A 26852-nucleotide genomic window follows, 5' to 3' on the forward strand; every position below is an offset into this window, starting at 1 on the left:
CGCTCGCCGCCCCCGGACCCCCGGCAGGTCTCCGGGAAGGAGGGCTGCCCACCGTCCGGACCCAGCGTGGTAGGGCGTTCCCCTTCCCATCGACCTCCCAAGGGCTATCGCACGCGTCAAGGGGGCAGTCCCAGCGCATCCCTCCGCCCCCGGGCCCGGCCCCCTTGACACATGCGATCGGGCTGAAGCCAGGTCGACGGGAAGGGGAACCAGCCCTCATGGTTGCGTACCGCGACTCGGCTCACCGGCCGCACGGCATGGCCACCAAGGGACATCGCCGATACGAGCCGGCACCGGGAAGCGCCGGCCATGCGAGTCAGCAGGCAGTCAGCAGACCGCCCACCACCCGGCATCACGAGCCAGCACGAGCCAGCACTACCAGTGCAGCGCAGAGCACTACCGAACACCAAGAGCGCGCATGATCACCGCGTTCACACCGAAGAGGTCACTGGTTCGATCCCAGTATCGCCCACCCAACACCGTGGCCCTACCCGAGATGACCGGGTAGGGCCACGGTCGTTTCTCCAGGTGCCCCGTGGTCACATCAGACCAGGCTCGTGCCCGCCATCACTCCCCGTGAGCCGGATCCCTCATCCACCGCCCTCCGCAGCCCTCCCATGGGCTTGGCGCCCGGACCTCGTCGCGGTGCCCAGGGCTCGCACGGCCAGTGGCGGAGACGACGGCGCACCGGTTCGCGGCGCCGCTGACGTCCTCGTCGTTGGCCGCCGGACGCCGTGTTCGGCTCCCTTCGCGGGTGGAGGGCGCGGCGTCCCGACCAGGCCGACGCGCGTCGGTGCTCCGGCGAGCTCGTGCCAGGCGGTGCCCCTCGTTCTCCCGGCAGTGGTCGGACGGCGACCGCCGGTCGGGGAGGCGTGCGGTCCGTCTCGGCGCACGGTCAGCCCGGGGCGAGGGGGCCACGGCCGGGCTCACCCCCGGCGGTGCTCGGTCGCCCCGCACGCCCCGCACCGGACGCACGTCGTGAACGGCACCGCCGCCGCCGGACGGACCTCCGGCGGCCAGGGAGCGGACGTGCTGGCGGAGCACACCCTCCCGGTCGCCGGCGGCCCGGGAAGCACCACGGGCGCCGCGGCGGGGCCACCGGGGAACGAGGTCACGGCGGGGCGGAGGTGTTCCGCCGCAGTGCGCGCCGTCCGGCGGTCCCGGCGGTCCCGGGGGGCCGGGCGGCCGTCGCGTCCGTCACCCCGCCGCGCCGTTACCCGGTAGCGGACCAGCTCATGTATACGGTTACATCACCGGTAGGAGCCGGCGGCGCCGGTGCCGTCAAGGAAGGGTCCCACCGGCGTCCAGGGGGTGTCCGCGCGGGTTCCCTGGGAGGGTGGCGCGGGATCTCCCTCCGAGGTGCCCGTGAGCGTGGCGGAGATTTGACACCAGGGCACCCGGCCGGAACCATCGCGTGTAATCGTTTTACCAGCGGTTTCAGCGTGACCAGGAGGTACGGATGGGCCGGCGCGCGGCGTCCGACAGCGGGGGACGGCGGCCGACGACGATCCGGGATGTGGCCGCCCGCGCCGGGGTGTCCGTCGCCACCGTGTCCCGCATCCTCTCCGGAACGTACCCGGGAGCCGCCGCGACCCGGGGCAAGGTGCTCCGCGCCGTGCGCGAACTGGACTACGTGGCCAACGCGAACGCACGGGGACTCGCCGGCGCCCGCAGCCGCAGCGTCGCGATAATCGTCAACTCCGTGATCTCCCCGCACTACGCGCACGTGGCGCAGGGGGTCCAGGCACAGGCGGCGATCGAGGGCAAGCTGTGCATCGTCGGCACCACCGGTGGCGACCCCGAACGCGAGCTGGCCACGGTCCAGGTGATGCGCGAGGAGCACGCCGAGTGCGTGATCCTGGTCGGGAACGTGGTCGCCGACGACGCCTACCGCGAGCGCATGGCGAACTACGCCCGCGCCCTGGCGGCGGCGGGCTCGCAGCTGGTGTTGTGCGGCCGGCCCGCGTTGGGTCCCGACGTCCCCGCTCTCGTCGTCGAGTACGACAACACCGGCGGCGCCTACGCCATCACCAGCCATCTGCTGTCGCTGGGCCACCGGCGGATCCTGTTCCTCGGCCGCCGCGACAGCTACACCACCCCGGAGAGCCGGATCGCCGGCTACCGGGCGGCCCTGGCCGACCACCGCGTGCCCCACGACCCCGGGCTGGAGGTCGAGGGCCGAATGGAGCGGGACGAGGGCTACCGCATGATCCGGGAGCGGCTCGCCGCCGGGCCGCGCGACTTCACCGCCGTCTTCGCCGGGAACGACCTGATCGCGGCGGGCGCGCGCCAGGCGTTGCGCGCGCACGAGCTCCGCGTCCCCGAGGACGTCTCCCTGGTGGGCTTCGACGACCTTCCGCCCTCGGCCGACATCGACCTGACGACGGTGCACGTGCCGCACGAGGAGCTGGGACGCACCGCCGTGCGGATGGCCCTGCGCCGCCCTCGGGAGACCACGGTGACGCCCGGCCCGGGCGTGGTGCTCGGTACGCACATCGTCGTCCGTGACTCGGTTCGGCCGCTCGTCCGGGAGGAGACGCCGGTGGGGTGACGGCGGGGACACGGCCCGGCGGCGAGGCGTTCGCGCCGGGGCCGGCCCGCCCACCGCCGTTCCCTCGACGGGCCGTGTCCCACGGTGCCCCGGGCCGGGCCCGCTCGCCTGGGCACGCCTCCGCCCGGGGTGGAGGGGCGAGCCTCCCCCTCATGTCGCGGGACCCACCGCCGCGCGGCGGTCGGCTCGAGGTGGCGCGGGCGGGTGTCGCCCTACTGCCGTGGAGCGGGCGGGCATCGGTCCTGGCGCCAGCCGGGGTGCCGGCGGGCACGTCCAGTCCCGGTGTCGTCGCGCCTCGTCCTGGTGGCTCGTTCGGCATCCGGAAGGCGGGGTCCCTACAACCGGGGGTGCTCGCCGCGCAGCTCCTCGAAGAGGTCCCCGTACTGGTCGAGACGGTCCGGGATCATGTCGTGCGTGAAGACCAGGTCCTCCGGCCCGGTGCAGGTCTCGACCTCGTCCCAGGTGACCGGGGTGGAGACGGTGGCCTGTTCCCTGGCCCGGAGCGAGTAGGGCGCCACCGTCGTCTTGGCCGGGTTGTTCTGGCTCCAGTCGATGAGCACCCGACCGACGCGGCGGGCCTTGGTCATCGTCGACACGACGGCCTCCGGGTGGCGCCGGGCCAACCGCTCGGCGAGTTCCCTGGCGTACCGGGAGGTCCGCTCCACCTCGGCCACGGTGACCGGCACGTAGAGCTGGAGCCCCTTCGACCCGCTGGTCTTGGGCCTGGCGGTGAGCCCGTCGGCCTCCAGTTCGGCGCGGAGGAGTTCGGCCACCCGGCAGCACTCGACGATCGTCGCGGGCGGGCCGGGGTCCAGGTCGAAGACGAGCAGGTCGGGGAGGTCCCGTCCACCGCCGGCGGTGACCCGCCACTGGGGGACGTGCAGTTCGAGGGCGGCCAGGTTGGCGAGCCACACCAGGGTTGGTACCTCGTCGACCAGGACGAACTGCGTGGTCTCGGCTCCCCTGCTGCTGCCGGGAGTGGGGATCTCGACCGTGGGCACCCACTCCGGGGCTGACCGGGAGGCGTTCTTCTCGAAGAACGACTGGCCGTCGACTCCGTCCGGGTAGCGGCGCAGGGTCACCGGCCGTCCCCGGAGGTGGCCGAGCAGAACGGGTGCGACGCGGGCGTAGTAGTCGATGACGTCGCGTTTGCTCACCCCCGGCTCGGGGTAGAGGACCTTGCCGAGGTTCGTCAGGCGGAGCCGGCGGTCGCCGACGACGACGCTGACCTGGTCCTCAGGCACCCTCGGTCACCTCCTCGGGGCGTTTGTCGTCGCGGAGGCCCCGCCAGCGCGGGGCCCGCAGCCGGCCGTCCCGCGTCCACTCCTGGAACAGCACCTCGCCGACCAGGCGGGGTTCCACCCAGTGGGCGGACCGCGCCCGCTGGGTCGGGACCGGCCCGGCGAAGGGGGAGTTCGGCCGGGCCAGCTCGCGCAGCGTGCCGGTGAGCCGCCGCAGTTCGGCTTCGGAGAAGCCGCTGCCGACGGACCCGACGAAGCGGAGCCCGTCCGGGCCGGGGATCCCGAGCAGCAGCGAGCCCAGCACCCCGCTCCGCCGGCCCTCCCCGGGCCGCCAGCCGCCCACCACGACCTCCTGGGTGCGGACGTCCTTGATCTTGGTCCAGGCCGGTGAGCGCCGCCCTGGACGGTACGGGGAGTCGCGGTGCTTGGCCACGATCCCCTCGAAGCCCCGCTCCCTGCTCACCTGGAGGACGGCCGCTCCCCCTCCGGAGAAGGACGGAGGCGTCTGCCAGTGCGGGCCGCGCGGAGCGAGCTCGTCGAGCAGTTCCCGCCGCCGCGCGTAGGGCAGGTCGAGGAGGTTCCGGCCGTCCAGGTGGAGGAGGTCGAAGACGAGGAGGGTGGCGGGGTGTTCCTCGGCGAGGCGCCTGGTCCTGGCCTGGCCGGTGACGTGGAGCCGGCGTTGGAGCAGCGCGAAGTTCGGGCGTCCCTGGTCGAGCACGACGATCTCACCATCGAGCAGGGCCTGGGTGGAGCCGAGCTGCTCACCGAGCCCCCTCAGTTCGGGGTAGGTGGCGGTGACGTCCTCGCCTCGGCGGTTGCGCAACCGCAGCCGTCCGCCCTCGACCTCGGCGAGGGCCCGGGCGCCGTCCCACTTGAACTCGTAGCACCACTGGTCGTCCTCGTCGGTGTTGGGCAGGGTGCCGGGGGTGGCCAGCATCGGCGTGACGTCCTCGGGTACCGGAACCCGGTCGGGGTCCTGGGGCGGGTCGCTCCGCCGCACCATCCAGTCCCCGCCCCGACCGAAGAAGACGTAGCGGCCGATCACCCGGTTGCCGTGCAGCACCACGTCGACTTCGTGGTCGGTCCACTTCCGGGTCTCGTAGATGCCCCGGTCCCAGATCAGCACCTCACCGGCCCCGTACTCCCCCTTCGGGATGCGGCCCTCGAAGTCCGCGTAGTCCAGCGGGTGGTCCTCGGTGTGCACGGCGAGTCGGACGGTGCCGGGTTCGGCGGGCAACCCCTTGGGGACGGCCCAGGAGACGAGCACCCCGTTCCGTTCGAGCCGGACGTCCCAGTGGAGGCGTCGGGCGTGGTGCTCCTGCACGACGAACACGTCGTCCGCGCCGTGCGGGAGGGGGCCGTGGTCGGGGACGGGCTCGGGGGTCCGCCGCGGGTCCCGCCGCCGCCGGTACTCGTCCAGGTCGGCCATGCTCAGGCGCTGCTCTTCCTACCGCCGGTGCGGCGGCGCGGGGAGCCGGACCGGCTGGTCTTCTCGCCCTGCTCCTCCTCCGCCTTCTTCTTCCCGCCCCCGCCACCCCGTCGCCGGGAGGCCGGCCGGTCGGACCCCCCGGCGCCCTCCCGGGCGGTCCTCGCCTGTTCGACGCTGCGTTCCAGCGCGGTCATGAGGTCGATGACCTCGCCCTCCCGTTCGGGTTCCGGCCGTTCGGGTATCTCGGCGCCCTCGGCCTTGGCGCTGATCAGTTCCCCGAGCGCCTCGCGGTAGTCGTCGGAGAACTCGTCTGGTTCGAAGTCCCCGGCCATGCTCTGCACCAGGGAGGAGGCCATCTGGAGTTCCTGGGGCCGGATCTCCACGTCCTGGGACAGGAAGGAGAACTCGGGTTTCCGCACCTCGTCCGGCCAGAGCATGGTGTGCAGCACGAGGACGTCGTTCCTGGCCCGCAGCATCGCCAGGGTCTCCCGCTGCCGGAGGGTGATCTTGACCACGGCGAGCAGGTCCGCCTCCTCCAGGGCACGGCGCAGCAGCACGTACGGCCGGACGGCTGCCTTGTCCGGTTCGAGGTAGTAGCTCTTCTGGAAGAAGATCGGGTCGACCTCGGCGGCGGGGACGAACTCGAGGACCTCGATGGCGTGCTCGGTCTTGATCGGCAGCGACTCGAAGTCCTCGGGGCCGAGCATCACCATCCGGCCGTCCTCGAACTCGTACCCCTTCGCGATGTCCTCGTTGCCGACCTGTTTGCCGCAGACCGAGCACACCCGTTGGTACCGGATCCGTCCGCCGTCCTCCCGGTGCACCTGGTGGAACCGGAAGTCGTGTTCCTCGGTCGCCCGGTACAGCCGGACGGCGACCGTCACCAGCCCGAAGGACACGGCTCCACGCCACAGCGACCTCATGGGGTCTGCCTACCCGAGGGTGCGGCCCCCAACCACCCGAGGTCACCCACATCGGGGGGCTCCACCGGAGGCCAACGGCCCGGACCAGCTCGTCCGCGCACCGCCCCTCCCCAGGCTCCCCGGTCACCGCCCCCTGCCCCCGCTGCCGGGAAGGCTGACCGGAAACATGCTGATCAGAGCAGGTCTCGGCGATGTGGCGGCAACCCGGTGCGGTGCGCCCAACGGGTGTATATTCCCTGCTTCGTGTACAGGTGTCGGGTCCGAGAATCCCCGGTTCCCACGTCCACGGTCCATCGCGCCACCGGGAGGCCGCGGCGCGGGTCGGTGACGGTCGGCGAGCGGGAGAACGCTGTCGCGTCGTATGACCACGACCTCACCACCTACCCGGTGGACTGAGGGCTGTGAGCCTGTTCGACGGCGAGCTCCGCCCGCGCAGCCGCCCGCGAGGTCGCTCGATGGCGACGACGAAGTGGTGGCAGCACCCCGCCCGGCTGTTGGTCCTCGTCTTCGCCTCGGCCGCGCTGTTCGGCACGGCGTTGCTCGCGCTGCCGGTCTCGGTGGAGGGGCCGGGCGCGGCTCCGCTGCTCACCGCGCTGTTCACCTCCATGTCCGCGGTCTGCGTCACCGGGCTGATCGTCGTGGACACCCCGACCTACTGGTCCACCTTCGGCGAGGTGGTGCTCATCGGGCTCGTTCAGCTGGGCGGGCTCGGGATCATGACCCTGGCCTCCGTGCTCGCCCTGGTCGTGTCGCGCCGGCTCGGCCTCCGGATGCAGCTCTCCACGCAGGCGGAGACCGGAACCCTGAACCTGGGAGACGTCCGCGCGCTCGTCAGTGGCGTCATCCGCACGAGTCTGGTGTTCGAGGCCGTGACCGCCGTCATCCTGGTAGCCCGCTTCTACCTGGGGTACGACGAGTCCTGACCCCAGGCGTTGCGGCTGGGGCTGTTCCATGCGGTGGCGGCGTTCAACAACGCCGGGTTCGCCCTGTTCGGCGACAGCCTGGAGGGCTTTTCGGGAGATCCGTGGATCGTGCTGCCCGTGGTGCTGGCGGCGATCGCGGGTGGCCTGGGTTTCCCCGTGCTCCTCGAGTTGTGGCGCCGGATGCGCACTCCGCGACGCTGGTCGCTGCACGTGAAGGTGACGCTGGCCGCCACCGGGGCGCTGGCCGTTCTGGGCATGGTCGCGGTGACGGCGTTCGAGTGGTCGAACCCCGCCACCCTCGGTCCGATGGGTGTCCCCGAGAAGCTGATGAACGGCTTCTTCCACGGGATGATGCCGAGGAGCGCTGGGTTCAACACCGTCGACGTCGGGGAGATGGAGCCCGCGACCCTGTTGGGCACGGCGGCGTTGATGTTCATCGGCGGTGGCAGCGCGGGTACGGCGGGGGGCATCAAGGTGACGACCTTCGCCGTCCTGTTCTTCGTCCTGCTGGCCGAGCTGCGGGGCCACCCCAGCACCCACGTGGCGGGCCGCCGGGTGCCCGTCGAGGTCCAGCGGCAGGCCCTCACCGTCGCGCTGATCGGGGTCGCCGTCGTCATCCTCTCCACCATCTACCTGCTCCTGATCACTGATTTCCCCATGGAGAAGGCGCTGTTCGAGGCGACCTCGGCGTTCGGCGTGGTCGGCCTCTCCACCGGCATCACCGGTGACCTGCCGCCGGCCGGTCAGGCGCTGCTGGTGCTGCTCATGTTCGCGGGACGACTCGGACCCATCACCCTTGCCGCCGCCTTGGCCCTTCGTGAGAAGACCAGGCGGTACGAACTCCCGGAGGAGCGACCGATCATTGGCTAGGAAACGCAATCGCAGGAGGACCCTCGCCGGACACCGCGTCCTGGTCATCGGCCTGGGCCGGTTCGGGGGCTCGCTGGCGCTCGAACTGGTCAAACGTGGTTGGGACGTGCTGGGTCTGGACACCGATCCCCGGGTGGTCCAGGACCTCCGCCAACAGCTGACGCACACCATGATCGTCGACTCGACCGACATCGAGACCCTCCGCCAGGTGGGAGCCCAGGAGCACCGCCGAGCCGTGGTGGGCATCGGCACCGATCTGGAGGCGAGCATCCTCACCACCTCGCTGCTGGTGGATCTGGGTGTGCCCAACATCTGGGCCAAGGCGATCAACCGCCAGCACGGCCGCATCCTCGAGCAGATCGGCGCCCACCACGTCGTCCTGCCCGAACACGACATGGGCGAACGGGTCGCGCACCTCGTGACGGGCCGGATGCTGGACTTCATCGAGTTCGAGGACGGCTTCGCGTTGGCGAAGACCGTCGCGCCGGCTGAGGCCGCCGACCTGCCACTGGGCGAGTCGAGGCTCCGGGCGAAGTACGGGATCACCGTGGTGTCCATCAAACGGGAGGGGGCCGACTTCACCTACGCCACGGCGGACACCGTGATCAGGCGCGACGACGTGTTGATCGTGGCGGGGCGGACCAACGACGTGGAGAGGTTCTCGGAACTGGTCTGACGGGGAGGCGCCCGGCTGTGCTCCCCCTGTTCGTTCAGGACCGCACGAGCCGGGCGATGGCCTCGCTGGCCTCGCGCACCTTCTCGTCGGCGACCTCGCCGCCCTCGGTGAGCGCCTCGCTGACGCAGTGCCGGAGGTGGTCGTCGAGCAGGCCGAGGGAGACCGCCTGGAGCGCCTTCGTGGCGGCGGCGATCTGCGTGAGGACGTCGATGCAGTAGCTGTCGTTCTCGATCATCCGGGAGAGCCCGCGCACCTGGCCCTCGACGCGGCGCAGCCGCTTGAGGTAACTGTCCTTGTCCGGCGTGTAACCGTGCATCGGGGCTCCTCGCGTCGTCGTTCCCTCCCGACGACGGTACCCCCACCGGGTAGCGTTCCGGAGCGTTCGATCGAACGGTGGCTGACGCGATCGGCCGCTGCCCGCCCTTCTCGCCGCGCGGGTGCGGGTCTGCCCTCGCCCTGGCCGGGAGGTGTCGGCGCGGCCTCCCGACTCGGTGGCGCGACGCGGTGCGCGGGTAGTCGCCCGCCCGCGCGGCGGCGCTCAGCCGTCCGGGGGCCGGTAGTCCTCGTCCAGGGGCTCGGCCCGCAACTGTTCGGCGACGTCCGCGGGGTTCGCCTGTTCCGAGCGGTCGGCGATGTACTCCACCTCCCCGCTCGTCTCCTCCTCGTCCGGGGTCGCGGCCCGCTCCTGTTCCACGACGTCCGGTTGCGGGACGGCCTGGTCCCCGTCACGACTGGACATGCTCAGCCTCCCGTCGACTGCGGTTCCAGGGCACCTTCGCTGGTCCGGGTCTCGTCGCGGAGCCGGTTCAACAGCTCGCGGCGCTCGCCCTCGGCCAGTCCGCCCCAGACCCCGTACCGCTCGCCACTCGCCAACGCGTGCGCGCGGCAGCGGAGCATCACCGGGCAGGTCTCGCAGATGCGCTTGGCACGCTCCTCGCGGATCGTCCGGGCCGCTCCCCGCTCCCCTTCGGAGAAGAAGAAGACGGAAGGGTCGATCTCCCGGCAGGCCGCCTCGAGTTGCCAGTCCCAGAGTTCCGCCACAGGCTGTGGTAGGCGCTTGGTGCTCGTCATGCTCAGCTCCCCGCAGTAGTCCCAGGTCCGTAGTTCGCTGTTCGGCGGCCCGTGCCGACCCGCGCTACCTGGTCCTTACCCATCCGAGGCGAAAACATGCATGTGATCTACGAGAGCTTTTCGGGTTCGGTCCGAGGGGCCGGGGCCGCCGCCGGTCGGGACCGCGCCTGCCGGGCGCGCCCGGTTCGGCTGGCCGTGACCGCGAGCATGCCGACCACGACGCGGCCGTGACCACCTCGGGGGGCGGCGGAGGCCGATGGCGCCACCCGCGTTCCCCCGGTCGGCGGGTGGACACCGTGGGCGGGTCGCTTCCGAGGGGCCTCGTCGTGACCGCCGCCCTCAGCTGGCGCCTCCTCGTCATCGGGGCGGCCGGGTACCTCGTCCTCCACCTGGTCGCCGTCCTCGCCATGGTGGTGGTCCCGACCGCGCTGGCCGTGCTGCTGTCCGCGCTGTTGGCTCCGGTGGTGGGCTGGTTGGCCCGCCACCAGGTCGCGCGGGGTCTGGCCACGGCGATCGCGGTCCTGGGCGGTCTCGCCGTCCTCGCGCTCCTGCTGACCTTCGTGATCGGGGCGCTCGTCGACGGCGCCGGCGAACTCGCCGGCAAGTTGGCCGACGCGGTGGGCTCGGTGGAGTCCTGGCTGGTCGACGGCCCGCTGCCCCTGGGTGACGACGTGGTCAGCGATCTGTCCGGCCGGTTGAGCGGTTGGTTCTCCGAACACCAGGAGCGGTTGGCCTCCTGGGCGGTAACGGTCGCGGGCAGTGTCGGCGCGGTGCTGACCGGTGCGGTCCTCACCCTGTTCGTCCTGGTCTTCTTCCTCCGCGACGGTGACCGCATCTGGCGTTTCGTCCTGTTGGCCGTTCCCGCCCGGTACCGGTCGAGGACCGACGATGCCGGTCGGCAGGCGTTCAGCCAGCTCGGCCGCTACATCCGCGCCACCGCCGTCGTCTCCCTGATCGACGCAGTCGGGATCGGCCTCGGTCTGCTGGTCCTGGGCGTGCCCCTGGCGCTGCCCCTGTCGATGCTGGTGTTCGTCGGCGGGTTCGTTCCGCTGATCGGTGCTTTCCTGTCCGGAGCGGTCGCCGTGCTGGTGGCCCTGGCCTCCAAGGGGTTGCTGACCGCGGTACTGGTGCTGGGCGTGGTGGTGGCCGTCCAGCAGCTGGAGGGCAACGTCCTCCAACCCCTGCTGATGGGCCGGATGGTCCGGTTGCACCCGCTCGCGGTGGCGCTGGCCATCGCCGTCGGCGTGATCCAGGCCGGGGTGATCGGCGCGTTGCTCGCGGTCCCCCTGCTGACGACGCTGCGAACGCTGGTGGTCGTGCTCGCGCGGCAACCGGAGGACCGCCGGGGGCGCGGGTCGTCGGGAACGGGGGGCGCCGAGGAGGACGCCCGGTGACGGCGCGGCAGGCTCCGGGCCGGAGAGCGCCCGATCCGCGAGGCGAAGCCGACGCGCCGGGAGGGGGCGGGGGTGTCCCGGACCTCACGCGCGGGCGGCCCTCCCGTGCGGGCTCGGAGGAACGCCCGGTCCGGCCACCGCCCGAACCGGTGGCCTGGGAACCGTGACGCGGGGCGCCCCCCGTCGGTTGCGCGCGACGATCGGGACGCGGCGCGCGACGGGCTCTGCCGGCGCCGGTCGTGTCGTCGTCGTGTCGTCGGTCTCCCCCGCGCGCCCGACTGGTGGGCGGATGCGCGCGCGGCGCGGCGCAGGTGTCGCCGACCGCTGGGGACGCCCCCTCAGCCGGTGGCGGAGCTGAACTGCGGAAGCGCGACGGTGGGCCGCGCCGGGTCGACGGCGGGCTGGGCGGGGGCCTCCTGCGCGGGGGGCTGCTGGCTCAGGGCGAGTTCCTGAGCGGAGGCTTCCGCCGCCGCGGCCAGCTCGGCGCGCCTGGCTTCCTCCTCGGCCTCCCGCACGGCGCGCTGGTGGGCCCGGCTCCGCTCGGCGACCTCACGGATGCGTTGGGTCGCCTCGCGCTGGTCAGCCCGACGCTTGTTGCGCGCCACCCGGTCCTTCCTGACCGCGCGGTCGTTGCGCTGGGTGACCGTCCTGGCGCGCTCCACGTACGGCCGGAAGACTTCCCGCAAGTGGCTCGCGTTGCGCTCCGAGAGGTCGATTTCGTAGTTGACCCCGTCCAAGGCGAACTGCACGGTGGACTGCGCAGGCGCTCCGTCGAGGTCATCAACCAGTTCGACGCAGACACGCTCGGCCATGATCACCTAGTCTTTCCGTGTACAACTCGGGCACCGCAGAGCCGCGGCGGCACCTCGATTCTAACGGAATCGTCACCGGAAGCCGAAACCCCTCCCCGGCCGACAAGCCTTGCGGCAAGATGCACGGCCCCCTTACCAAGGGGCCATCCGGGGGGACTCGCAATGCACTTCCCCCGCAACGGCGAAGAGACACGCCATCAGCATCATGTTTATGATTGCCGCAGTGGGATACCGTATGCCAACCGCGGGCATCGGGAAACAGCGGAATTAGGGAGTGCAACATGGCCCAGAAGGTCACGGTCCAACTGCTCGATGACATCGACGGCTCAGTGGCCGAGCAGACCGTTAAGTTCGGACTGGACGGGGTGGAGTTCGAGATCGACCTGTCCAATGGGAACGCGGACAAACTGCGGGAAACGCTGACGCCCTTTGTGGACAACGCTCGCCGCACCGGGGGCCGCAAGCGCGGCAGCCGGGCCGCCAGGGCGACCGGCTCGCAGCCGGCGCCGAGCCAGGCCTCGGACCGGGAGCGCAACCAGGCCATCCGGGAGTGGGCTCGGGAACAGGGCCTGAAGGTGTCCGACCGCGGCCGCATCCCCGCCGAGGTCATCGAGGCGTACGACAAGCGCGGCTGATCCGCGCTGGCCGTGGTAGGCCCAGCGCGGAACGAGCAGTCCCGGCACGATCGACGCGTCAGCGCGAATGTGCCGGGATACGCGTATATGGGGCGAACATCACAGCGTGGTTAACCTGGGGTCCCCGGGGAGCGGCCCGGGGACCCGGCCCAGGGGGTTCACGTTCGTTCCCGCGTTGTCGCGGGAGTAATCTCGCGCTCACCGAGGAGAACGGAAAATCGACACCGCTCCGACCCCGGTCCCGGCAAACGAGCCACCGGGACGTGACGTGGCTCCCCGCTTAAGGGCGCACCGGACCACCCGACCGACTTGCCGCTGATACCGGATCGATGATCCTGACTACTGCCCGCTACTGCCGGCGGACCCGTGACGATGTTTCGTGGACGACACCGCCCGCGCCGGCTGATCCTCCAATCGCAGGCACGACATTGCGTCACCGCCGGTCACCCGATCACGGGTAGCGGCCCTTCCTCGCCATTCCCGGACGCTCCGCATTCGGCGAAACACGTTTGGTTGCCGGCGGGAGGGATGATGTCCTCCCGCTCGTAGGCGCCGCCGACGACGAGCGGAACGACCGAGGACGTGCTCTGCTCGGTCGGACCTCCTTTCCTCCCGACCGGTCGTCAGCGCTCGCGGGGCAGTCCGACCGCCCCGGACAACCCGCCGCCGGGTGCCGCCACCGATTCCCTGCTCCTGAGTTCGGCGGGCATGCGCACGACCACCCCGGGAGCCGTCCGCTCGGTCCCGGTCGCGATCCGTCCGGCCGTGACGGCACCGCTGCGCAGCGGAAGTCGCACGGTGGTGAGCTCGGGAACGACGTCCACGGCGACGGGAAGGTCGTCGAACCCGGCCACCGAGACGTCCTCGGGCACCCGGACCCCGCACGCGCGGAGGGAGGCGATGACCCCCGAGGCGGTGAGGTCGTTCCCGGCCACCACCGCCGTGCAGTCCACGGCCGCCCGGACCAACTCGCGCCCCGCCTCCAGACCCGCCGCCCGGGAGAACCCGCTCCTGATCCACAGACAGCTGTCGGGGTCGATCCCTGCCTCGGTCAACGCCTGCCGGGCGCCGGCCACCCGCGCGCTGCTCGTGGTGTGGTGGGGCGGGCCGGTGAGGTAGGCGATCCGGCGGTGCCCGGCGGCGAGCAGCAGCCGGGTAAGGGCGGCGGCACCACCGTGGTTGTCGAACACCACGCTGGCCGCCTCGCTGTCGGGCGGGGCCTCACGTCCGCAGAAGACGACGCGGGTTCCTCGGGCGACGCTCTGCCGCACCAGGTCGGCGGTCCGCCGGCGGTGCCCGCCGTCCTCCGGTCCGCCTCCGGTGACGACGATCGCCCTGGCCCGTTGCCGGAGCAGCAGCTCCATGTACCGGAGTTCGTCGTCGGCGGAGCCCGCGGTGTGGCAGATCATCGTCAGCAGGTCCGCCTCGGCCGCCTCCCGTTGGATGCCGCTGGCCAGCACCCCGAAGAAGGGGTCGGAGACGTCGTTGACGAGGACGCCGAGCACCTCGGAGGTAGCTGCGGCGAGGGCCCTGGCCGGCCCGTTCACCACGTAGTTCAGCTCCCGCAGCGCCTCGGTCACCCGCCGCCGGGTCGCCTCGGCGACGGGGTAGTTCCCGTTGAGCACCCGGGACACCGTCGCACTGGACACACCCGCCCTGGCCGCGACATCGGCCAACGTTGCCGCCACCCTGGAAGCCTCCGATCGGTCCTGCCCGTTCCCCCGGGACCAGGTTCTGCATAGCACGCGGGGGCCGCCAGGCGGGGCGGCACGGTCTCCCGCACGCCGTACTGTCCGCCGCCGGCGCCCCGCGCGGCTGCGCCTCGGCCGATCTCGGCCAGGACCACGGGCACCTCCTTGACCCCTCGGGGGGCGCCACCTAGCTTTCGAGGCTCAGTAAGCGCTTTCTACGAACCGGAGCTGACCCCGTGGCACTCACGCTGCCGACAGACGCCGGCGATCTCGTCCAGTACACGCCTCGACCCACCGCGCCCCGTTCGGCAAAGGGGGCTCCCCCGAGCAGCCGTGTGCTCTACGCGGCGGCGCACGTCGTGGCGGACCCGCTCGCGGACAACACCCCGGGTGTGCCCGCCCGCCCCGACTGGGGCGCCACGATGGCGTTCCGCCACCACCTGTGGGAACACGGCGTCGGGGTCGCCGACGCGATGGACACCGCGCAGCGGGGGATGGGCCTGGACTGGCCGACGGCGGCCGAACTCATCCGGCGCAGTGGCGCGGAAGCCCGGTCGGTGGGCGGGGCGCTCGGTGTGGGCGTGGGCACCGACCAGCTCGGTCCCGGTGAGCACGGCATCCCCGAGATCATCGCCGCGTACGAGGAGCAGGCCGAGGTGGCGGTGGCTGCCGGCGCCACGGTCATCCTGATGGCGAGCCGCGCCCTGGCCAGTGCGGCCACCGGCCCCGAGGACTACCAGCGGGTGTACGACCACCTGTTGGGGCAGCTGCCCGAACCGGCGATCCTGCACTGGCTCGGACCGATGTTCGACCCCCAACTGCTGGGCTACTGGGGTTCCCAGGACCTCGACACCGCCACCGACACCTTCACCTCCATCATCGAGGCCAACCGTGCCAAGGTCGACGGCATCAAGGTGTCCCTGCTGGACGCGGACCGGGAGGTGGCGCTGCGACGGCGGCTCCCGGAGGGCGTGCGCTGCTACACCGGCGACGACTTCCACTACCCCGAGCTGATCAAGGGTGACGACCAGGGCTACAGCCACGCCCTGCTCGGCATCTTCGACGCCATCGCGCCGGCGGCGGTCGCGGCGGTCCGCGCCCTGGACTCCGGGGACCAGGCGACCTTCGACCGGATCCTGGAGCCCACGGTCCCACTGTCCCGGCACATCTTCCGGACCCCCACGTACTACTACAAGACGGGCATCGTCTTCCTGGCGTGGCTCTCCGGCCACCAGGACCACTTCCGGATGGTGGGCGGCCTGGAGAGCGCCCGGTCCGTCCCGCACCTGGCCCAGCTGTTCGTCCTCGCCGACGAAGCCGGTCTCCTCCCCGACCCCGACCTCGCCGAGCGCCGCATGCGCCTGTTCCTCGAACTGTCCGGAGTGGCCCAGTGACCAGCACCAACGCCGTCCCCCGGGCGGGAGCCGACCTGTCCCGGTTGAGCCTCAACCAGGCGACGACCAAGTACGCGGACCTCGAGACCGTGGTCGCCGAATGCGTGCGCGCCGGGATCCCCGGCGTGGGCCTGTGGCGCGAACCGGTCGCCGAGTACGGGCTGGCCAGGTCGGCGGCCCTGGTCAGGAAGGCCGGCCTTCAGGTCACCTCGCTCTGCCGGGGTGGCTTCTTCACGGCCTCGGACCCCGGGGAGCGGGCCGCCGCGCTGGAGGAGAACCGCCGCGCGGTCGACGAGTGCGCCGAGCTGGGGACCTCGGTGCTCGTCCTGGTGTCCGGCGGTCTGCCCGCCGGGAGCACCGACGTGGACGGTGCCCGCGAGCGGGTGGCCGACGCCCTCGGGGAACTCGGCCCCTACGCCAGGGAACGCGGCGTGCGGCTCGCGGTGGAACCGCTGCACCCCATGTTCTGCTCCGACCGGTGCGTGATCTCCACCCTCGACCAGGCCGTCGACCTGGCGAACCGCTTCCCCGCCGACCAGGTCGGGGTGGTGGTCGACGCCTACCACGTGTGGTGGGACCCCAACGTCTACCGGGCCATCGAACGGGCGGGCGAGCGGATCGCCTCCTACCAGGTCTGCGACTGGGTCACGCCGCTCCCCGCCGACGTCCTGCTGGGCAGGGGCATGATGGGCGACGGCTGCGTGGAGCTCGCGCGGCTGCGGGAGGCCGTGGAGCGCGCCGGGTACGACGGCCCCATCGAGGTCGAGATCTTCAACCAGGAGCTCTGGGACACCGCTCCCCGCCAGGTGGTGGATCTGACCGTGGAGCGCTACCTGCGCCACGTCTGGTGACCAACCGAACCCCGTCCGTGACCTTCACCGGAAAGATCGGTAGTACCGTGGCAACGAGTCGGCCGTGAGGGCGCGACCGGACTGGGATTGCCGAGGAACGTGATGGCACTTCGGGCGGGGGACCTCGTCCCCGACTTCGAGTTGACCGACCAGCACGGCGAGACACTGGCCCTGGCTGACCTGCTCAGCGAGGGCCCCGTCGTGCTGTTCTTCTACCCCGCTGCCTTCACCACCGGCTGCACCGCGGAGAGCTGCCACTTCCGCGACCTCGCCGAGGAGTTCGCCGAGGTGGGGGCGCGGCCGGTGGGGGTCAGCGGTGACAAGGTCGAGCGGCAGCGGGAGTTCGACGAGGCGCACTCCCTGGGTTTCCCGCTGCTCTCCGACCCCTCGGGCACCGTCGCCGCCCGGTTCGGGGTCCGGCGGATCGGTCCGCTGCCGATGAAGCGGCACACCTTCGTCATCGGGACCGACCGCCGCCTCGTGCACGTCACGCGCAGCGAGTTCCGCATGGAGATCCACGCCGACGAGGCGCTCGCCGCGCTGCGCGCGCTGTCCTGATCGGGCCCGGCTCCCGCCAGGACCGGCCGCGGTCGCCGCCAGCCCCTACAGTCGGTGCCATGTCACTCACCCTGGGATCGGGTCCCTTCGCGCGACCGCTGGCCGGGCAGCTGAACTTCGACCTGGAGGCCGCGGCGCCGGCGCACGTCCTGTACCTGCACGAGGTCGAACGCCGCGTCCGCGCCGAGGTGGCGGGCGAGACGGTGGTGGACACCGTGGGGGCGCGGATGCTGCACGAGACGGGGCTGCTCCCCCAGTGGTACCTCCCGCTGTCCGACGTCAGGGGAGAGCTCCTGGACAGCGACCACCGGACGCACTGCCCGTTCAAGGGCGACGCCCGGTACTGGCACCTCCGGGTGGGTGACCGGGTGTTGGAGAACGTCGTCTGGTCCTACCCCGATCCGGTGCGCGGCTCCCCGGACCTGTCCGGGCTCGGCGCCTTCTACTTCGACCGGCTCGACGCCTGGTTCGAGGAGGACGAGCGGGTGTTCGCGCATCCGAGGGATCCCTTCCACCGCGTCGACACCCGTCGCTCGAGCCGACTGGTGCGGGTGTGGGCGGGGTCCGTGCTGGTCGCCGAGACCCGGAGGCCGGTCGCCCTGTTCGAGACGGGATTGCCCACACGCTGGTACATCCCTCGGGAGGACGTGGCGAGCGAGTACCTGGTGCCCGCCGAGCGGGTGACGATGTGCCCCTACAAGGGACGTGCGGGGTACTTCGACCTGGAGGCACCCGAGGCCCGGGCGGCCGAGGTGGCCTGGACCTACCCCCTGCCGCTGGCCGAGGCGGCCACGGTCGCCGGCTACCTGTGCTTCGCTGGGCCCCACGTGCGCGTCGAGGTGGAGTGAGGCCGTCCGCCGGGAACCGGGTTCCCGGCGGACGCTCCACTCAGGAGGCGGAGACCGAGGACACCGCGCCGCTGAGCACCGGCAGGTAGCCGTTCGCGTGGCCGTTGGCGTTGGGGTGGTAGGACTCGGTCAGCGGGAGCATCGGTCCGTTGATCCACGCCCCGGACGCGCAGTAGCCACGGCCCTGGAAGGCGGGCCGCGCGTCGGCGAAGGTGAAGCCAGCCGCCCCGGCGTGCGCGCTGGTGACGTCGGCCAGCAGGTCAGCGGTCTCGTTCAACAGCGTGCGACGTTCGTTGGACACCAGGCAGATGCCCGCCGAGAACAGGTGCGGGTAGCCGATCACGACGACCTCGGCGTTCGGAGCCGCCGAGTTGATCGCGGCGTAGGTGGTGTCGAGGCGGGCGGGGAGTTCGTCGGCGATGAAGGCCTGAGCGCCGCCGACGGCGTCCCGGCAGGCCTGGGAGGTGCCGACCGTGCAGGTCGTGATGACACTGGCGAACCCGGCGTCGTTGCCGCCGATGGAGACGCTGACGAGATCGGTCGAGGGGTCGAGCGCGCCGATCTGGTTGGCGAGCAGGTCGTCCGTGGTGGCTCCGGAGCACGCGGCGAAGGTGAGGCTGGCGGCGTTCTCGCTCGCCCAGAGCTCCGGGTAGGCCAGCGGCGACCGCTGGCAGTTCCCGCTCTCGGGGTCGTACTGGCCGATTCCGGTACCGGAGGCGTAGGAATCGCCCAGCGCGACGTAGGCGAGGTCCTGTTGGGCGGTGGCGGCGGGGGCGACGGAGACGGCGGTGGCGACGGCGAGCGCCGCGCCGGCCAGGGTGGTCAGGAGACGAGCACGCACGGATACCTCCCGATCATGGGTAGCGTGGCTCATCCTTAACACGGTCGTTCTCAAGGTGAAACTTTTCGCCACCTCAACCATCCGTTCGGACGATCACACGTGACGGCCCGTGATCACGCTCGATCCGCTCGCACTCCCACTCACCCGGCAGCAACGTTTCTCCGTATTCCTGGTCGAATTCGCAACGAATCGCCATGATGAGCATGGTTTGCCACATGATGTGAGCGGGTACCGCCCCCTAGCCTTGGGGTATGGCTGTCACGACCGACCACGCTCACGCACCGGCGCGGAGCACCTCCGAGGCGATCGCGCTCGACGAGCGTTGGAGCACGCACAACTACCACCCGCTCCCGGTGGTCATCGCGCACGGGGAGGGCGCATGGGTCACCGACGTGGAGGGACGGCGTTACCTGGACTTCCTCGCCGGTTACTCCGCGCTGAACTTCGGCCACCGCCACCCGGACCTGGTGGCCGCCGCGGTCGACCAGCTCGGACGGGTCACCCTGACCAGCAGGGCGTTCCACCACGACCAGCTCGGTCCCTTCTGCGCCGAGCTCGCCGAGCTCACCGGCACCGAACTGGTGTTGCCGATGAACTCGGGGGCGGAGGCGGTCGAGTCGGCGATCAAGGTCGCCCGCAAGTGGGCGTACCAGGTCAAGGGAGTGCCGGCGGACACGGCGGAGATCGTGGTCGCCGGTTCGAACTTCCACGGCAGGACGACGACCATCGTCTCCTTCTCGACCGACGAGGTCGCACGGGCGGACTTCGGACCGTTCACCCCCGGTTTCGTCATCACACCCTATGGCGACGCGGCGGCGGTGGAGCGTGCGATCACCCCCCGGACGGCCGCCGTCCTGGTGGAACCCGTCCAGGGGGAGTCGGGGGTGGTGGTTCCGCCCCCCGACTACCTGCGGACCCTGCGGCGGGTGTGCGACGAGCACGGGGTGCTGCTGGTGATCGACGAGATCCAGTCCGGCCTGGCCAGGACGGGCGAGTTGCTCGCGTCCGCGCACGACGGCGTCCGAGCCGACCTGTACACGTTGGGGAAGGCGCTGGGCGGCGGGCTGCTGCCGCTGTCCGCCGTGGTGGGGCGCCGGGACGTCCTCGGCGTGCTCCGGCCCGGTGAGCACGGCTCGACCTTCGGCGGGAACCCCTTGGCCTGCGCCGTCGGCAGGGCGGTGGTCCGCCTGTTGTCCACCGGCGAGTTCCAGCGCCGAGCCGTCGAGTTGGGCGGCCGGCTGCACTCCCGCCTCGGAGAACTGGTCGGTCACGGGGTCACCGAGGTGCGGGGCCGCGGCCTGTGGGCCGGCGTGGAGATCGCCCCGGGGGGACCGACGGGACGTCAGGTGTCCGAGGAGCTGGCCCGCCGCGGTGTGCTGTGCAAGGAGACCCAGTCGACGACGCTGCGCGTCGCACCCCCGCTGGTGATCACCGAGGCGGAGCTGGACAGGGGCGTCGAGGCCATCGCGGAGGTGCTCGGGAGGCGGTGAGCGTGCGGTCAGCCGGCCGCGCCCTGCCCGCTCTCCGCCTGGTGGGAGGCACCCTGCCTCGCCAACGCGGTCAACCGGCTGATCGCCCGCAGGTACTTCTTGCGGTACCCGCCGCGCAGCATGTCGGGCCCGAAGAGGTCCGAGACGGGGGCCCCCGACACCACCACGGGGATGTCACGGTCGTAGAGGCGGTCGGCGAACGCCACGAAGCGCAACGCGACGTCCTGGTCGGGCAACGGGCGGACACCGCGCAGGTGGACGGCACTGACGCCGTCCACCAGCCGTCCGTACCGGGAGGGGTGCAGTCGGGCCAGGTGGGCGCACAACTCCTCGAAACCGTCGAGGGAGGCGTTCGGGTCGGCCTCGGCGCGGCGGAGGAGTTCGCCGTCGTCCACCGGCTCGGGGGCCTCCGGCAGGCCCCGGTGCCGGTAGTCGGGTCCGTCGACCCGCACCACCTCGAACCGCCGGGCCATCGCGTGGATCTCGCGGAGGAAGTCGTCCGCCGCGAACCGGCCCTCGCCCAGGCGGTCGGGCAGGGTGTTGGACGTGGCCGCGACGAAGACGCCGGCCGCCATCAGCTCGGAGAGCAGCCTGGTCACCAGCATGGTGTCGCCCGGATCGTCCAGCTCGAACTCGTCGATGGCCAGCAGGCGGTGCTCCGAGAGCCGCCGCACCGTCTCGGCGAAGCCCAACGCGCCCACCAGGTGGGTGAGCTCGACGAAGGTTCCGAAGACCCGGGGCGCCGGAACCTCGTGCCAGGTCGCGGCCAGCAGGTGCGTCTTGCCGACCCCGAACCCACCGTCGAGGTAGATGCCCCTCGGCCCCTCGTCGGCGCGCTTGGTCCCGAACAACGACCACCGGGACCGGCGCCGGCCCCCGGCGACCCGCGCGGCGAAGTCACGGCACCGCCGCAGCGCCTCGGCCTGGCTCGGTTCGTCGGGGTTGGGCAGGTAGGTGTCGTACCGCACCGAGTCGAACTGCGGGGGCGGGCTCATCGCAGCGATCAACTCGTCCGCGCCGACCTGCGGTGTCCGATCGGTCAGGCAGGTGCCGGGCATGAGCACCAGCCTAACGTGGTGGGATGAGCCGGTGCGCAGGCTCTTCCCGCCGCCCGCCGACGTCCTCCCCGAGCTCGCCGAGGACGAGGTGGAACGGCTACACGCGTATCCGGAGGCCCTGGAACGGCCGTGGGTCCGGACGAACATGGTGGCCAGTCTCGACGGCGCGATCGCCCTGGACGGGGCGTCCGGCGGCCTGTCCGGGGCCGCCGACCGCCGGATGCTCTCCCTGTTCCGCGACCTCGCCGACGTCGTGCTCGTCGGGTTGGGCACGGCACTGGCCGAGGGGTACCGGGGGATCACCGCCACCGGGAGGCGCACCGCCCGGCGGGCCAGGTGGGGGCTCGGCGGTGTCCCACCGCTGGCCGTGGTGACCAACTCCTGCGACATACCCGCCGGCGCTCCGCTGCTCACCGACGTGGTGACCAGGACCATCGTCGTGACCTGCGCTGCCGCTCCCCGGGAGCGGCGGCGCCGCGCCGAGGACGACGGAGCCGAGGTGGTCCTGGCCGGCGACGCGCACGTGGACCCGCGAGCCCTCGTCGCGGAGCTGGACCGCCGCGGCCTGCGCCGGGTGTGCTGCGAGGGCGGACCCCAGCTCCTGGGGACGCTCATCGAGGACGAGCTGGTGGACGAGTTCTGCCTGACGGTGTCCCCGGTTCTCGCCGGCGGCGCGACGGGCCGGGCGGCGCTCGGGTCGCGGCCGCCCGCCCGGCGGGACATGGAGCTGCTGTCGATGTTGGAGGAGGACGGCATGCTCTTCCTCCGGTACGGCAGGCGGCCGTAGTCGACCGACTGGTCGGGTGCGGGGACCGCGAGCTGGTCGCCGGCGGCGGTCAGCGGTGAGGACGGCGCGTTCGACGAGCTGGTCCGGCCGGCACACCCCCGGCTCCCGCTGTTGGCCCTGGCATCCTCGGGGACCGCGCGGACGCCGAGGACGTCGTGCCGGACGGGGGATCCCGGCCTGGCGCGCCTCCCCCTTCACCGGGGCGGATGCCGAACCGTCGACCTGGCGGTAGCGGGGCCCGGTCCCCCTGGCTGGCGCCGCGCTGTGCGGGCACCTCGTCGCCAGCCTCGACGAGCGCTTCGGAACCGGCCACGCCAGCGGACCGAGTACTGGTCGCGGACGTCCTGGAACCCCTGAGGCTCACACCATAGGGGGGTTTGACGGCATGCGTGCCGGCTGCCGCACCAGGGTGGGTACCGCCATCGCACGGCGCGGGAGCGTTTCCGCTCGCGCCGGTGGTACCCCCCTGACAGGGAAGAAGGTTGTCCCCATGACGCAGAGCAGGACCAGCAAGGAGACCACCGGAGCCGACACCGGCCAGCCGCCCAGCCCTCGGTCCTCCTCCACGGCGGTCCGCACCGCCGACGAGACCACCGAAGGCAAGACGACCATCTCGAGTGCCGTGGTCCAGAAGGTCGCGGGCGTCGCGGCCAGGGAGATCGGCGGCGTCTACGCGATGGGCGGCGGGGTGTCGAGGGCGTTCGGGGCGCTGAAGGAGCGGATCCCCGGCGGCGGCACGTCCGCGGCGACGGGCGTGCAGGTGGAGGTCGGGGAGAAGCAGGCCGCGATCGACTTGGACCTCATCGTCGAGTACGGCGTCTCGATCGTGGACCTGGCCCGCGCCGTCCGCCGCAACGTGATCTCGTCGGTCGAGCGGATGACCGGCCTGGACGTGATCGAGGTCAACATCGCGGTCAACGACGTCCAGCTCCCCGAACAGGACCAGCAGGAGTCCTCCACCCCGCGGGTCGAGTGAGCCGGCACGCGCCGTCCCGGTCGGAGGTTCCGAGCGCGGGAGGGCGCCAACGGCACCGGTGGCGCCGGTGCCGGCCGCCACCGGAGCGGCCACCGGCCAGCTCGGTGGCCTCGCAGGACACCAAGCCGAGGGCGTGAGCCATGCAGCCATCACCAGCCAGGCACGAACCCGACGACACGCGTCGCCGCGCCGAGCGGTTGCGCCAGGAGGTGCTGTCCCACCCGGCCGTGGAACGCCTGGACGAGACCGCGACCTCCACCGTCGACACCCTCCTCCCCGGCGCCCGGATACGTGGGGTGGCCGTGGGGGAGGCGGGAGAACGGGTGGCCGTCGCCGTGGTCCTGCGGTTCGGGGCCTCGATCCCGCAGGTGGTCCAGGAGTTGCGTTCCCGGGCGCGGGCCGTGGTGGGAGCGGTGCCGGTGGACGTCACCGTCGCCGACGTCGTGGTCTCGGCGGAACCACCCGCGCCGCGCCTCGCCGGGGGGCGGTGACCGTGCCAGGCCCGTCCACGACCCGGTCCGCTGACCGGAAGGCGGCGCGCCGGGCGTTCATCCGGGCACACCACCCCGACGCGGGTGGTGACCCGGCGGTCTTCTCCGCCGGGCTCCCGCCCCGGGGCGACGCCGCTACCCCGCCTGCTCACCAGGCGGTGGTGGTCACGGCGTTCCGGCGCCGGTCGTTGCCGGTCCAGTTCGGGCGGCTGCTCCGCCGGTGGTGGTGGCGGCGCCACCACCCGAGGGTGCGGTGAACCTCACCGGGCGATCGCCTCATCAGGAGTGCGACGGCCCACCCCACTGAAGTCGACCAGCAAGGAGACCCGCATGAGTGCGACCCAGACCGGCCTGTTGGCCGGGCTCATCCTCGGCGCCGCCGGCGCCATCGGCGGTTTCGCCGCCTTCCTGGCCGCCCTGGTCGTCGGGCTGATCGGCCTGGTGATCGGCCGGGTCCTCGACGGCGAGCTCGACCTCGGCGGCATGTTCGAACGCGGCCGGGGGCGGGACCGGTGACGCCGGGCGCGCACCGGCTCGAACGGGCACGGCCGCGACGACCCACCGCGGCCGAGGAGGCCGGGACCGGGGGTGAGGAGGGCCGTCCCTCCCAGGTCGACCGCGCCGCCCCCGACGACGCCGGGGAGCGCGGCACGCTCGACATCAGGGACCAGGTGCTCCGCAAGGTCGCCCGCCAGGCAGCCGGGGAGTCACCCCACGTGCTCCCCTCGGGCGGGTCCGGTCCCGGCGGCGCCAAGGTCCGGATCAGCGACCCGGGCGACGGCCTCCACCTGCGGCTCGACGTCGCCCTCCGCTACCCGTGCCGGGTGCGGTCCGCGGTGGCGGAGATCCGGGAACGGGTGCGCGCGGGGCTGCTGCGGGCCACCGGCAGGGAGGCCCGAACGGTAGACGTCAGGATCGTCGCCCTGCGGGGCGTGTCCCCGGCCCGGGTGGAGTAGACATGCGCGCACTGATCCGGATCCTCGCCACGCTCATCGGGGTGGCCGTCGCGGTCGCCGGCGTCCTGACCATCATCGAGGTGCTCTGGGCCTGGTGGCGGCCGGCCTCGGCGCCCCTGTGGGTCCCCTGGCCCGGGTGGCTGGACCAGGCCTCCACCACGACCTGGCAGGACACCGGGACACGGGTCACCGCGGCACTGGTCGCCCTCGCGGGCCTGGTCCTGGTGCTGTTGGCGGCCTCCGCCCGACGGCACCACCTCGCGCTGCACGATCCCGCCCCGGACGTCACGGTCACGACGTCGTCCCGCTCGCTGGCGCGTGTGGTGGGCCACCGCGTCCGAGCCGAGACCGGGGTGCGCTCGGCCTCGGTCACCGCGACCCGGGGGCACGTGACGGTCCGGGCCGTGCCCGCGCCGGTGGACGGCGACGAGACGCTCCAGCCCCGGCTGCTGGCGGTCGTGCGGGACCTGGTGGACGACCTGCCCCTGCGGGAGAAGCCACGCGTCACCGTCACCGTCGTCTCCTCCCGGGAACGCCGGGAACACCAGCCCGAGCCGTCGCGGTCACGCCCGGCGACGCCCGGCCTGCGGCCCGGGTCGTGACGGCGGACCTCCCCCTCCCATCCCACCGCGAGGAGTGGTCATGAGCAGAAGTTCGCACGCCGCCGTCGCCCGGTCGGCCACCACGGAACGCACCGCGACGGCGGTCGTCGGCACCCTCGCCCTCCTGGCCGGGCTCCTCGCGCTCGTCGTGGGGGCCGGTTGGCTGGGCTCCGACCGGGCCACCCGGCCGGTGGCCGACCCGGTCGCGGTCGACTGGCTCGGCGGCTCCGGCGTCCTGGGCAGGTTGCTCGCCCTCCTGCTCGGGCTCGTCCTGCTGGCACTCGGCGTGCGCTGGGCGGTGCGGGCGTTGCGCCCGGAGCACCACCCGGAGGTGGAGTTCGACGACGCCGACGGTGAGCTGCGGGTGTCCGCGCGCGCGGTGACGGAGGCGGTCCAGGACGACGCGCGGGGGATCGACGGGGTGTCCAGGGCACGGGTGACCCTCGTGGGCACGGAACAGCGGCCGGCGTTGCGGCTCCTGCTGGCCCTGCGCCGGGGCACCGACGTCCGCGCGGTGTGGAGCGCGTTGGAACACCGGGTGCTGGGCCGAGCCCGCGACGCGCTCGGGCTGGAACGGCTACCGGCGGCGGTGCACCTGGAGCTGGACGCCGCGGAGGGCCACCGGGTCCGCTGACCTGCCCGGACCGTCCCGGGCGGGGCCACCAGCGGCGGACCCGGCGCACCCGAGGGCCGGACCGCGGCACCCGACCGCACCGTCCCGCGCCGCCCGCCTGCCACACGGCCCGCCGTCGCGCACCGCCCGGTCGCGTCCAGGGCCAGCCAGCCAGGAGCCGACCCCGCCTCCGGCGGTTGCCCGTGCGGCCGGGCTCGCCTCCGCCGTCCGCGTTCGCCCCGGAGCGGTGCGACGTGCGGGAGGGCGACGCTGGTCCCACGATGGGGAGATGGCGCTCCCGCTGGTCCCCCCCGTCGCTCCCATGCTCGCCAGGCCGGTCGCCGAGCTACCCGCCGGGGACTACCTCTTCGAGCCCAAGTGGGACGGCTTCCGCTGCCTGGTGTTCCGGGACGGCGACGACGTCGTCCTCCAGTCCCGCACGGGCAAGCCGCTGAACCGGTACTTCCCGGAGGTGGTGCGGGAGGCCCGTGACCGGCTCCCGGCCGGGGCCGTCGTCGACGGGGAGCTCGTGGTCGCGGTCGGCGACCGGCTGGACTTCGACGCGATGTCGGAACGCATCCACCCCGCCGAATCCCGGGTGCGGACCCTGGCCGAACGCACACCCGCCACCTTCGTCGCCTTCGACCTGCTCGCGGAGGCGAACCAGCCCCTGGTGGAGGAGGCGTTCGAGACCCGCCGGGCCGCGTTGGAACGGATCGTGCCGACCTCGACCGGCGGGGTGCGCCTCACTCCGCTCACCGGGGACAGGGGGACGGCGCGGCGGTGGTTCGAGCTCTTCGAGGGAGCCGGCCTGGACGGGGTGATCGCGAAGGCCACCACCGACCGGTACCAGCCAGGCCAGCGCATCATGCTCAAGATCAAGCACCAGCGCACCGCCGACTGCGTGGTGGGAGGGCTGCGCTGGCACAAGGGCACCGAACCGGGGACGGCGGTGGGATCGCTGCTGCTCGGCCTGTACGACGAGCACGCGGTGCTGCACCACGTCGGCGTGTGCGCGACGTTCACCGCCGCGCGTCGACGCGCGCTGGCGGCCGAGCTGATGCCCCTGGCCGCCGACCCCGCCGACCACCCCTGGTCGTCGGGTGCTGGCGAGGACCGCCGCGTGCCCGGCCAGATCAGCCGCTGGCGGTCCACCGAACAACCGTGGCAG

At 72.5% G+C, this 26852-nt stretch carries 28 protein-coding genes and 1 pseudogene; 19 read left to right on the forward strand and 10 right to left on the reverse strand.

From position 1 onward, the window contains the following. The first annotated feature begins 1459 nt into the window (after positions 1-1459). Positions 1460-2551, forward strand: coding sequence for a LacI family DNA-binding transcriptional regulator (locus ACTIDRAF_RS0202560; protein WP_016697152.1), 1092 nt, complete (start codon positions 1460-1462; stop codon positions 2549-2551). Between the two features lie 335 nt (positions 2552-2886). Here ACTIDRAF_RS0202560 and ligD (ACTIDRAF_RS0202565) read toward each other — a convergent pair whose 3' ends face one another. Genes ligD (ACTIDRAF_RS0202565) through ku form a run of 3 tightly spaced genes read right to left on the reverse strand, consistent with a single transcriptional unit; the run spans position 2887 to position 6144 of the window. Continuing rightward, on the reverse strand, positions 2887-3795 hold the full coding sequence (gene ligD / locus ACTIDRAF_RS0202565) for a non-homologous end-joining DNA ligase (RefSeq protein WP_016697153.1): 909 nt from the start codon (positions 3793-3795) through the stop codon (positions 2887-2889). Continuing rightward, positions 3788-5221 (reverse strand): non-homologous end-joining DNA ligase, encoded by a 1434-nt coding sequence (ligD, locus tag ACTIDRAF_RS0202570; protein ID WP_016697154.1) that lies wholly within the window; start codon positions 5219-5221, stop codon positions 3788-3790. The genes ligD (ACTIDRAF_RS0202565) and ligD (ACTIDRAF_RS0202570) overlap by 8 nt, the downstream gene beginning before the upstream one ends. Before the next feature lie 2 nt (positions 5222-5223). Beyond that, the gene (gene ku / locus ACTIDRAF_RS26885) at positions 5224-6144 is read right to left on the reverse strand and encodes a non-homologous end joining protein Ku (protein ID WP_039785461.1); all 921 of its coding nucleotides are present in this window, start codon (positions 6142-6144) and stop codon (positions 5224-5226) included. Positions 6145-6599: 455 nt separating this feature from the next. On the opposite strand from ku, the pseudogene ACTIDRAF_RS26890 reads away from it, so the two are divergent. Together ACTIDRAF_RS26890 and ACTIDRAF_RS0202585 are read left to right on the forward strand one after the other, a co-directional pair. Further along, a pseudogene (locus ACTIDRAF_RS26890) lies at positions 6600-7937 on the forward strand (TrkH family potassium uptake protein). Then, complete coding sequence (locus ACTIDRAF_RS0202585; RefSeq protein ID WP_016697158.1) at positions 7930-8613, forward strand: potassium channel family protein; 684 nt, start codon at positions 7930-7932, stop codon at positions 8611-8613. The pseudogene ACTIDRAF_RS26890 and the gene ACTIDRAF_RS0202585 overlap by 8 nt, the downstream one beginning before the upstream one ends. Before the next feature lie 34 nt (positions 8614-8647). Here ACTIDRAF_RS0202585 and ACTIDRAF_RS0202590 read toward each other — a convergent pair whose 3' ends face one another. The 3 genes from ACTIDRAF_RS0202590 to ACTIDRAF_RS0202600 all read right to left on the reverse strand — a co-directional run bounded on the left by ACTIDRAF_RS0202590 (position 8648) and on the right by ACTIDRAF_RS0202600 (position 9684). Beyond that, positions 8648-8929, reverse strand: a complete 282-nt coding sequence (locus ACTIDRAF_RS0202590; protein WP_016697159.1) for a metal-sensitive transcriptional regulator — start codon at positions 8927-8929, stop codon at positions 8648-8650. A 222-nt stretch (positions 8930-9151) separates the two neighbouring features. Next, positions 9152-9352, reverse strand: a complete 201-nt coding sequence (locus tag ACTIDRAF_RS0202595) for a hypothetical protein (RefSeq protein ID WP_016697160.1) — start codon at positions 9350-9352, stop codon at positions 9152-9154. A 2-nt stretch (positions 9353-9354) separates the two neighbouring features. Beyond that, positions 9355-9684: a WhiB family transcriptional regulator gene (locus tag ACTIDRAF_RS0202600; protein WP_039785464.1), complete on the reverse strand. Its 330-nt coding sequence runs from the start codon at positions 9682-9684 to the stop codon at positions 9355-9357. A gap of 326 nt (positions 9685-10010) precedes the next feature. Here ACTIDRAF_RS0202600 and ACTIDRAF_RS0202605 point away from each other — a divergent pair, with 326 nt between their 5' ends. Next, entirely contained in the window at positions 10011-11078 is a 1068-nt protein-coding gene (locus ACTIDRAF_RS0202605) for an AI-2E family transporter (RefSeq protein WP_157162800.1), read from the forward strand. A gap of 338 nt (positions 11079-11416) precedes the next feature. Here the strand turns inward: ACTIDRAF_RS0202605 and ACTIDRAF_RS0202610 are convergent, their stop codons facing one another. Continuing rightward, positions 11417-11890, reverse strand: a complete 474-nt coding sequence (locus ACTIDRAF_RS0202610) for a histone-like nucleoid-structuring protein Lsr2 (protein WP_026065705.1) — start codon at positions 11888-11890, stop codon at positions 11417-11419. Between the two features lie 281 nt (positions 11891-12171). Between ACTIDRAF_RS0202610 and ACTIDRAF_RS0202615 the strand changes: the two genes are divergently transcribed. Then, positions 12172-12525: a histone-like nucleoid-structuring protein Lsr2 gene (locus tag ACTIDRAF_RS0202615; RefSeq protein ID WP_016697164.1), complete on the forward strand. Its 354-nt coding sequence runs from the start codon at positions 12172-12174 to the stop codon at positions 12523-12525. A 623-nt stretch (positions 12526-13148) separates the two neighbouring features. Here ACTIDRAF_RS0202615 and ACTIDRAF_RS0202620 read toward each other — a convergent pair. Continuing rightward, on the reverse strand, positions 13149-14213 hold the full coding sequence (locus ACTIDRAF_RS0202620; protein WP_026065706.1) for a LacI family DNA-binding transcriptional regulator: 1065 nt from the start codon (positions 14211-14213) through the stop codon (positions 13149-13151). A 239-nt stretch (positions 14214-14452) separates the two neighbouring features. On the opposite strand from ACTIDRAF_RS0202620, the gene ACTIDRAF_RS0202625 reads away from it, so the two are divergent. The 4 genes from ACTIDRAF_RS0202625 to ACTIDRAF_RS0202640 all read left to right on the forward strand — a co-directional run bounded on the left by ACTIDRAF_RS0202625 (position 14453) and on the right by ACTIDRAF_RS0202640 (position 17867). Then, positions 14453-15610 (forward strand): dihydrodipicolinate synthase family protein, encoded by a 1158-nt coding sequence (locus ACTIDRAF_RS0202625; RefSeq protein ID WP_026065707.1) that lies wholly within the window; start codon positions 14453-14455, stop codon positions 15608-15610. Beyond that, positions 15607-16461 carry a sugar phosphate isomerase/epimerase family protein gene (locus tag ACTIDRAF_RS0202630; protein WP_016697167.1) on the forward strand — a complete coding sequence of 285 codons (855 nt, stop codon included), beginning with the start codon at positions 15607-15609 and terminating at the stop codon, positions 16459-16461. The genes ACTIDRAF_RS0202625 and ACTIDRAF_RS0202630 overlap by 4 nt, the downstream gene beginning before the upstream one ends. A gap of 102 nt (positions 16462-16563) precedes the next feature. Further along, positions 16564-17019, forward strand: coding sequence for a peroxiredoxin (locus tag ACTIDRAF_RS0202635; RefSeq protein WP_016697168.1), 456 nt, complete (start codon positions 16564-16566; stop codon positions 17017-17019). Positions 17020-17078: 59 nt separating this feature from the next. Then, positions 17079-17867, forward strand: coding sequence for a DUF427 domain-containing protein (locus tag ACTIDRAF_RS0202640; RefSeq protein WP_016697169.1), 789 nt, complete (start codon positions 17079-17081; stop codon positions 17865-17867). A gap of 40 nt (positions 17868-17907) precedes the next feature. On the opposite strand, the gene ACTIDRAF_RS0202645 is transcribed toward ACTIDRAF_RS0202640, so the two are convergent. After that, the gene (locus ACTIDRAF_RS0202645) at positions 17908-18708 is read right to left on the reverse strand and encodes an SGNH/GDSL hydrolase family protein (protein WP_016697170.1); all 801 of its coding nucleotides are present in this window, start codon (positions 18706-18708) and stop codon (positions 17908-17910) included. Between the two features lie 251 nt (positions 18709-18959). Between ACTIDRAF_RS0202645 and rocD the strand changes: the two genes are divergently transcribed. Continuing rightward, a complete protein-coding gene (gene rocD, locus ACTIDRAF_RS0202650; RefSeq protein ID WP_016697171.1) occupies positions 18960-20198 on the forward strand; it encodes an ornithine--oxo-acid transaminase in 1239 nt (412 codons plus the stop codon). An 8-nt stretch (positions 20199-20206) separates the two neighbouring features. Here rocD and zapE read toward each other — a convergent pair whose 3' ends face one another. After that, the gene (gene zapE, locus ACTIDRAF_RS26895) at positions 20207-21256 is read right to left on the reverse strand and encodes a cell division protein ZapE (RefSeq protein ID WP_039785468.1); all 1050 of its coding nucleotides are present in this window, start codon (positions 21254-21256) and stop codon (positions 20207-20209) included. Here zapE and ACTIDRAF_RS0202660 point away from each other — a divergent pair. The 9 genes from ACTIDRAF_RS0202660 to ACTIDRAF_RS0202700 all read left to right on the forward strand — a co-directional run. Further along, a complete protein-coding gene (locus ACTIDRAF_RS0202660) occupies positions 21255-22043 on the forward strand; it encodes a pyrimidine reductase family protein (protein ID WP_157162802.1) in 789 nt (262 codons plus the stop codon). The two genes, zapE and ACTIDRAF_RS0202660, sit on opposite strands and share 2 nt — an antisense overlap. A gap of 490 nt (positions 22044-22533) precedes the next feature. Next, on the forward strand, positions 22534-23019 hold the full coding sequence (locus ACTIDRAF_RS0202665) for an Asp23/Gls24 family envelope stress response protein (protein WP_016697174.1): 486 nt from the start codon (positions 22534-22536) through the stop codon (positions 23017-23019). A 140-nt stretch (positions 23020-23159) separates the two neighbouring features. Beyond that, positions 23160-23510 (forward strand): hypothetical protein, encoded by a 351-nt coding sequence (locus ACTIDRAF_RS26900; RefSeq protein WP_016697175.1) that lies wholly within the window; start codon positions 23160-23162, stop codon positions 23508-23510. Between the two features lie 2 nt (positions 23511-23512). After that, positions 23513-23767 carry a hypothetical protein gene (locus tag ACTIDRAF_RS26905; protein WP_083886068.1) on the forward strand — a complete coding sequence of 85 codons (255 nt, stop codon included), beginning with the start codon at positions 23513-23515 and terminating at the stop codon, positions 23765-23767. A 73-nt stretch (positions 23768-23840) separates the two neighbouring features. After that, entirely contained in the window at positions 23841-24026 is a 186-nt protein-coding gene (locus ACTIDRAF_RS0202680) for a hypothetical protein (protein WP_016697177.1), read from the forward strand. Continuing rightward, positions 24023-24466, forward strand: a complete 444-nt coding sequence (locus ACTIDRAF_RS26910) for an Asp23/Gls24 family envelope stress response protein (protein ID WP_016697178.1) — start codon at positions 24023-24025, stop codon at positions 24464-24466. Before ACTIDRAF_RS0202680 ends, ACTIDRAF_RS26910 begins: the two co-directional genes overlap by 4 nt. A 2-nt stretch (positions 24467-24468) precedes the next feature. Beyond that, on the forward strand, positions 24469-25068 hold the full coding sequence (locus ACTIDRAF_RS26915; protein WP_016697179.1) for a DUF6286 domain-containing protein: 600 nt from the start codon (positions 24469-24471) through the stop codon (positions 25066-25068). A gap of 40 nt (positions 25069-25108) precedes the next feature. Beyond that, a complete protein-coding gene (locus tag ACTIDRAF_RS0202695; RefSeq protein WP_016697180.1) occupies positions 25109-25702 on the forward strand; it encodes an alkaline shock response membrane anchor protein AmaP in 594 nt (197 codons plus the stop codon). Between the two features lie 268 nt (positions 25703-25970). Next, the coding region (locus ACTIDRAF_RS0202700) for an ATP-dependent DNA ligase (RefSeq protein WP_016697181.1) at positions 25971-26852 on the forward strand (882 nt) is incomplete at its 3' end.

The organism is Actinoalloteichus spitiensis RMV-1378, assembly GCF_000239155.1.
GTDB lineage: Bacteria > Actinomycetota > Actinomycetes > Mycobacteriales > Pseudonocardiaceae > Actinoalloteichus_B > Actinoalloteichus_B spitiensis.

Coding starts and splice junctions, on each gene's coding strand:
- ACTIDRAF_RS0202635 (WP_016697168.1), top strand. CDS start 16,564: ATGGCACTTCGGGCGGGGGACCTCGTCCCCGACTTCGAGTTGACCGAC.
- ACTIDRAF_RS0202660 (WP_157162802.1), top strand. CDS start 21,255: ATGAGCACCAGCCTAACGTGGTGGGATGAGCCGGTGCGCAGGCTCTTC.
- ligD (WP_016697154.1), bottom strand. CDS start 5,221: ATGGCCGACCTGGACGAGTACCGGCGGCGGCGGGACCCGCGGCGGACC.
- rocD (WP_016697171.1), top strand. CDS start 18,960: ATGGCTGTCACGACCGACCACGCTCACGCACCGGCGCGGAGCACCTCC.
- ACTIDRAF_RS0202680 (WP_016697177.1), top strand. CDS start 23,841: ATGAGTGCGACCCAGACCGGCCTGTTGGCCGGGCTCATCCTCGGCGCC.
- ku (WP_039785461.1), bottom strand. CDS start 6,144: ATGAGGTCGCTGTGGCGTGGAGCCGTGTCCTTCGGGCTGGTGACGGTC.
- ACTIDRAF_RS0202600 (WP_039785464.1), bottom strand. CDS start 9,684: ATGACGAGCACCAAGCGCCTACCACAGCCTGTGGCGGAACTCTGGGAC.
- ACTIDRAF_RS0202590 (WP_016697159.1), bottom strand. CDS start 8,929: ATGCACGGTTACACGCCGGACAAGGACAGTTACCTCAAGCGGCTGCGC.
- zapE (WP_039785468.1), bottom strand. CDS start 21,256: ATGCCCGGCACCTGCCTGACCGATCGGACACCGCAGGTCGGCGCGGAC.
- ACTIDRAF_RS0202595 (WP_016697160.1), bottom strand. CDS start 9,352: ATGTCCAGTCGTGACGGGGACCAGGCCGTCCCGCAACCGGACGTCGTG.
- ACTIDRAF_RS26915 (WP_016697179.1), top strand. CDS start 24,469: ATGCGCGCACTGATCCGGATCCTCGCCACGCTCATCGGGGTGGCCGTC.
- ACTIDRAF_RS0202560 (WP_016697152.1), top strand. CDS start 1,460: ATGGGCCGGCGCGCGGCGTCCGACAGCGGGGGACGGCGGCCGACGACG.
- ACTIDRAF_RS0202665 (WP_016697174.1), top strand. CDS start 22,534: ATGACGCAGAGCAGGACCAGCAAGGAGACCACCGGAGCCGACACCGGC.
- ACTIDRAF_RS0202610 (WP_026065705.1), bottom strand. CDS start 11,890: ATGGCCGAGCGTGTCTGCGTCGAACTGGTTGATGACCTCGACGGAGCG.
- ACTIDRAF_RS26900 (WP_016697175.1), top strand. CDS start 23,160: ATGCAGCCATCACCAGCCAGGCACGAACCCGACGACACGCGTCGCCGC.
- ACTIDRAF_RS0202695 (WP_016697180.1), top strand. CDS start 25,109: ATGAGCAGAAGTTCGCACGCCGCCGTCGCCCGGTCGGCCACCACGGAA.
- ACTIDRAF_RS0202640 (WP_016697169.1), top strand. CDS start 17,079: ATGTCACTCACCCTGGGATCGGGTCCCTTCGCGCGACCGCTGGCCGGG.
- ACTIDRAF_RS0202615 (WP_016697164.1), top strand. CDS start 12,172: ATGGCCCAGAAGGTCACGGTCCAACTGCTCGATGACATCGACGGCTCA.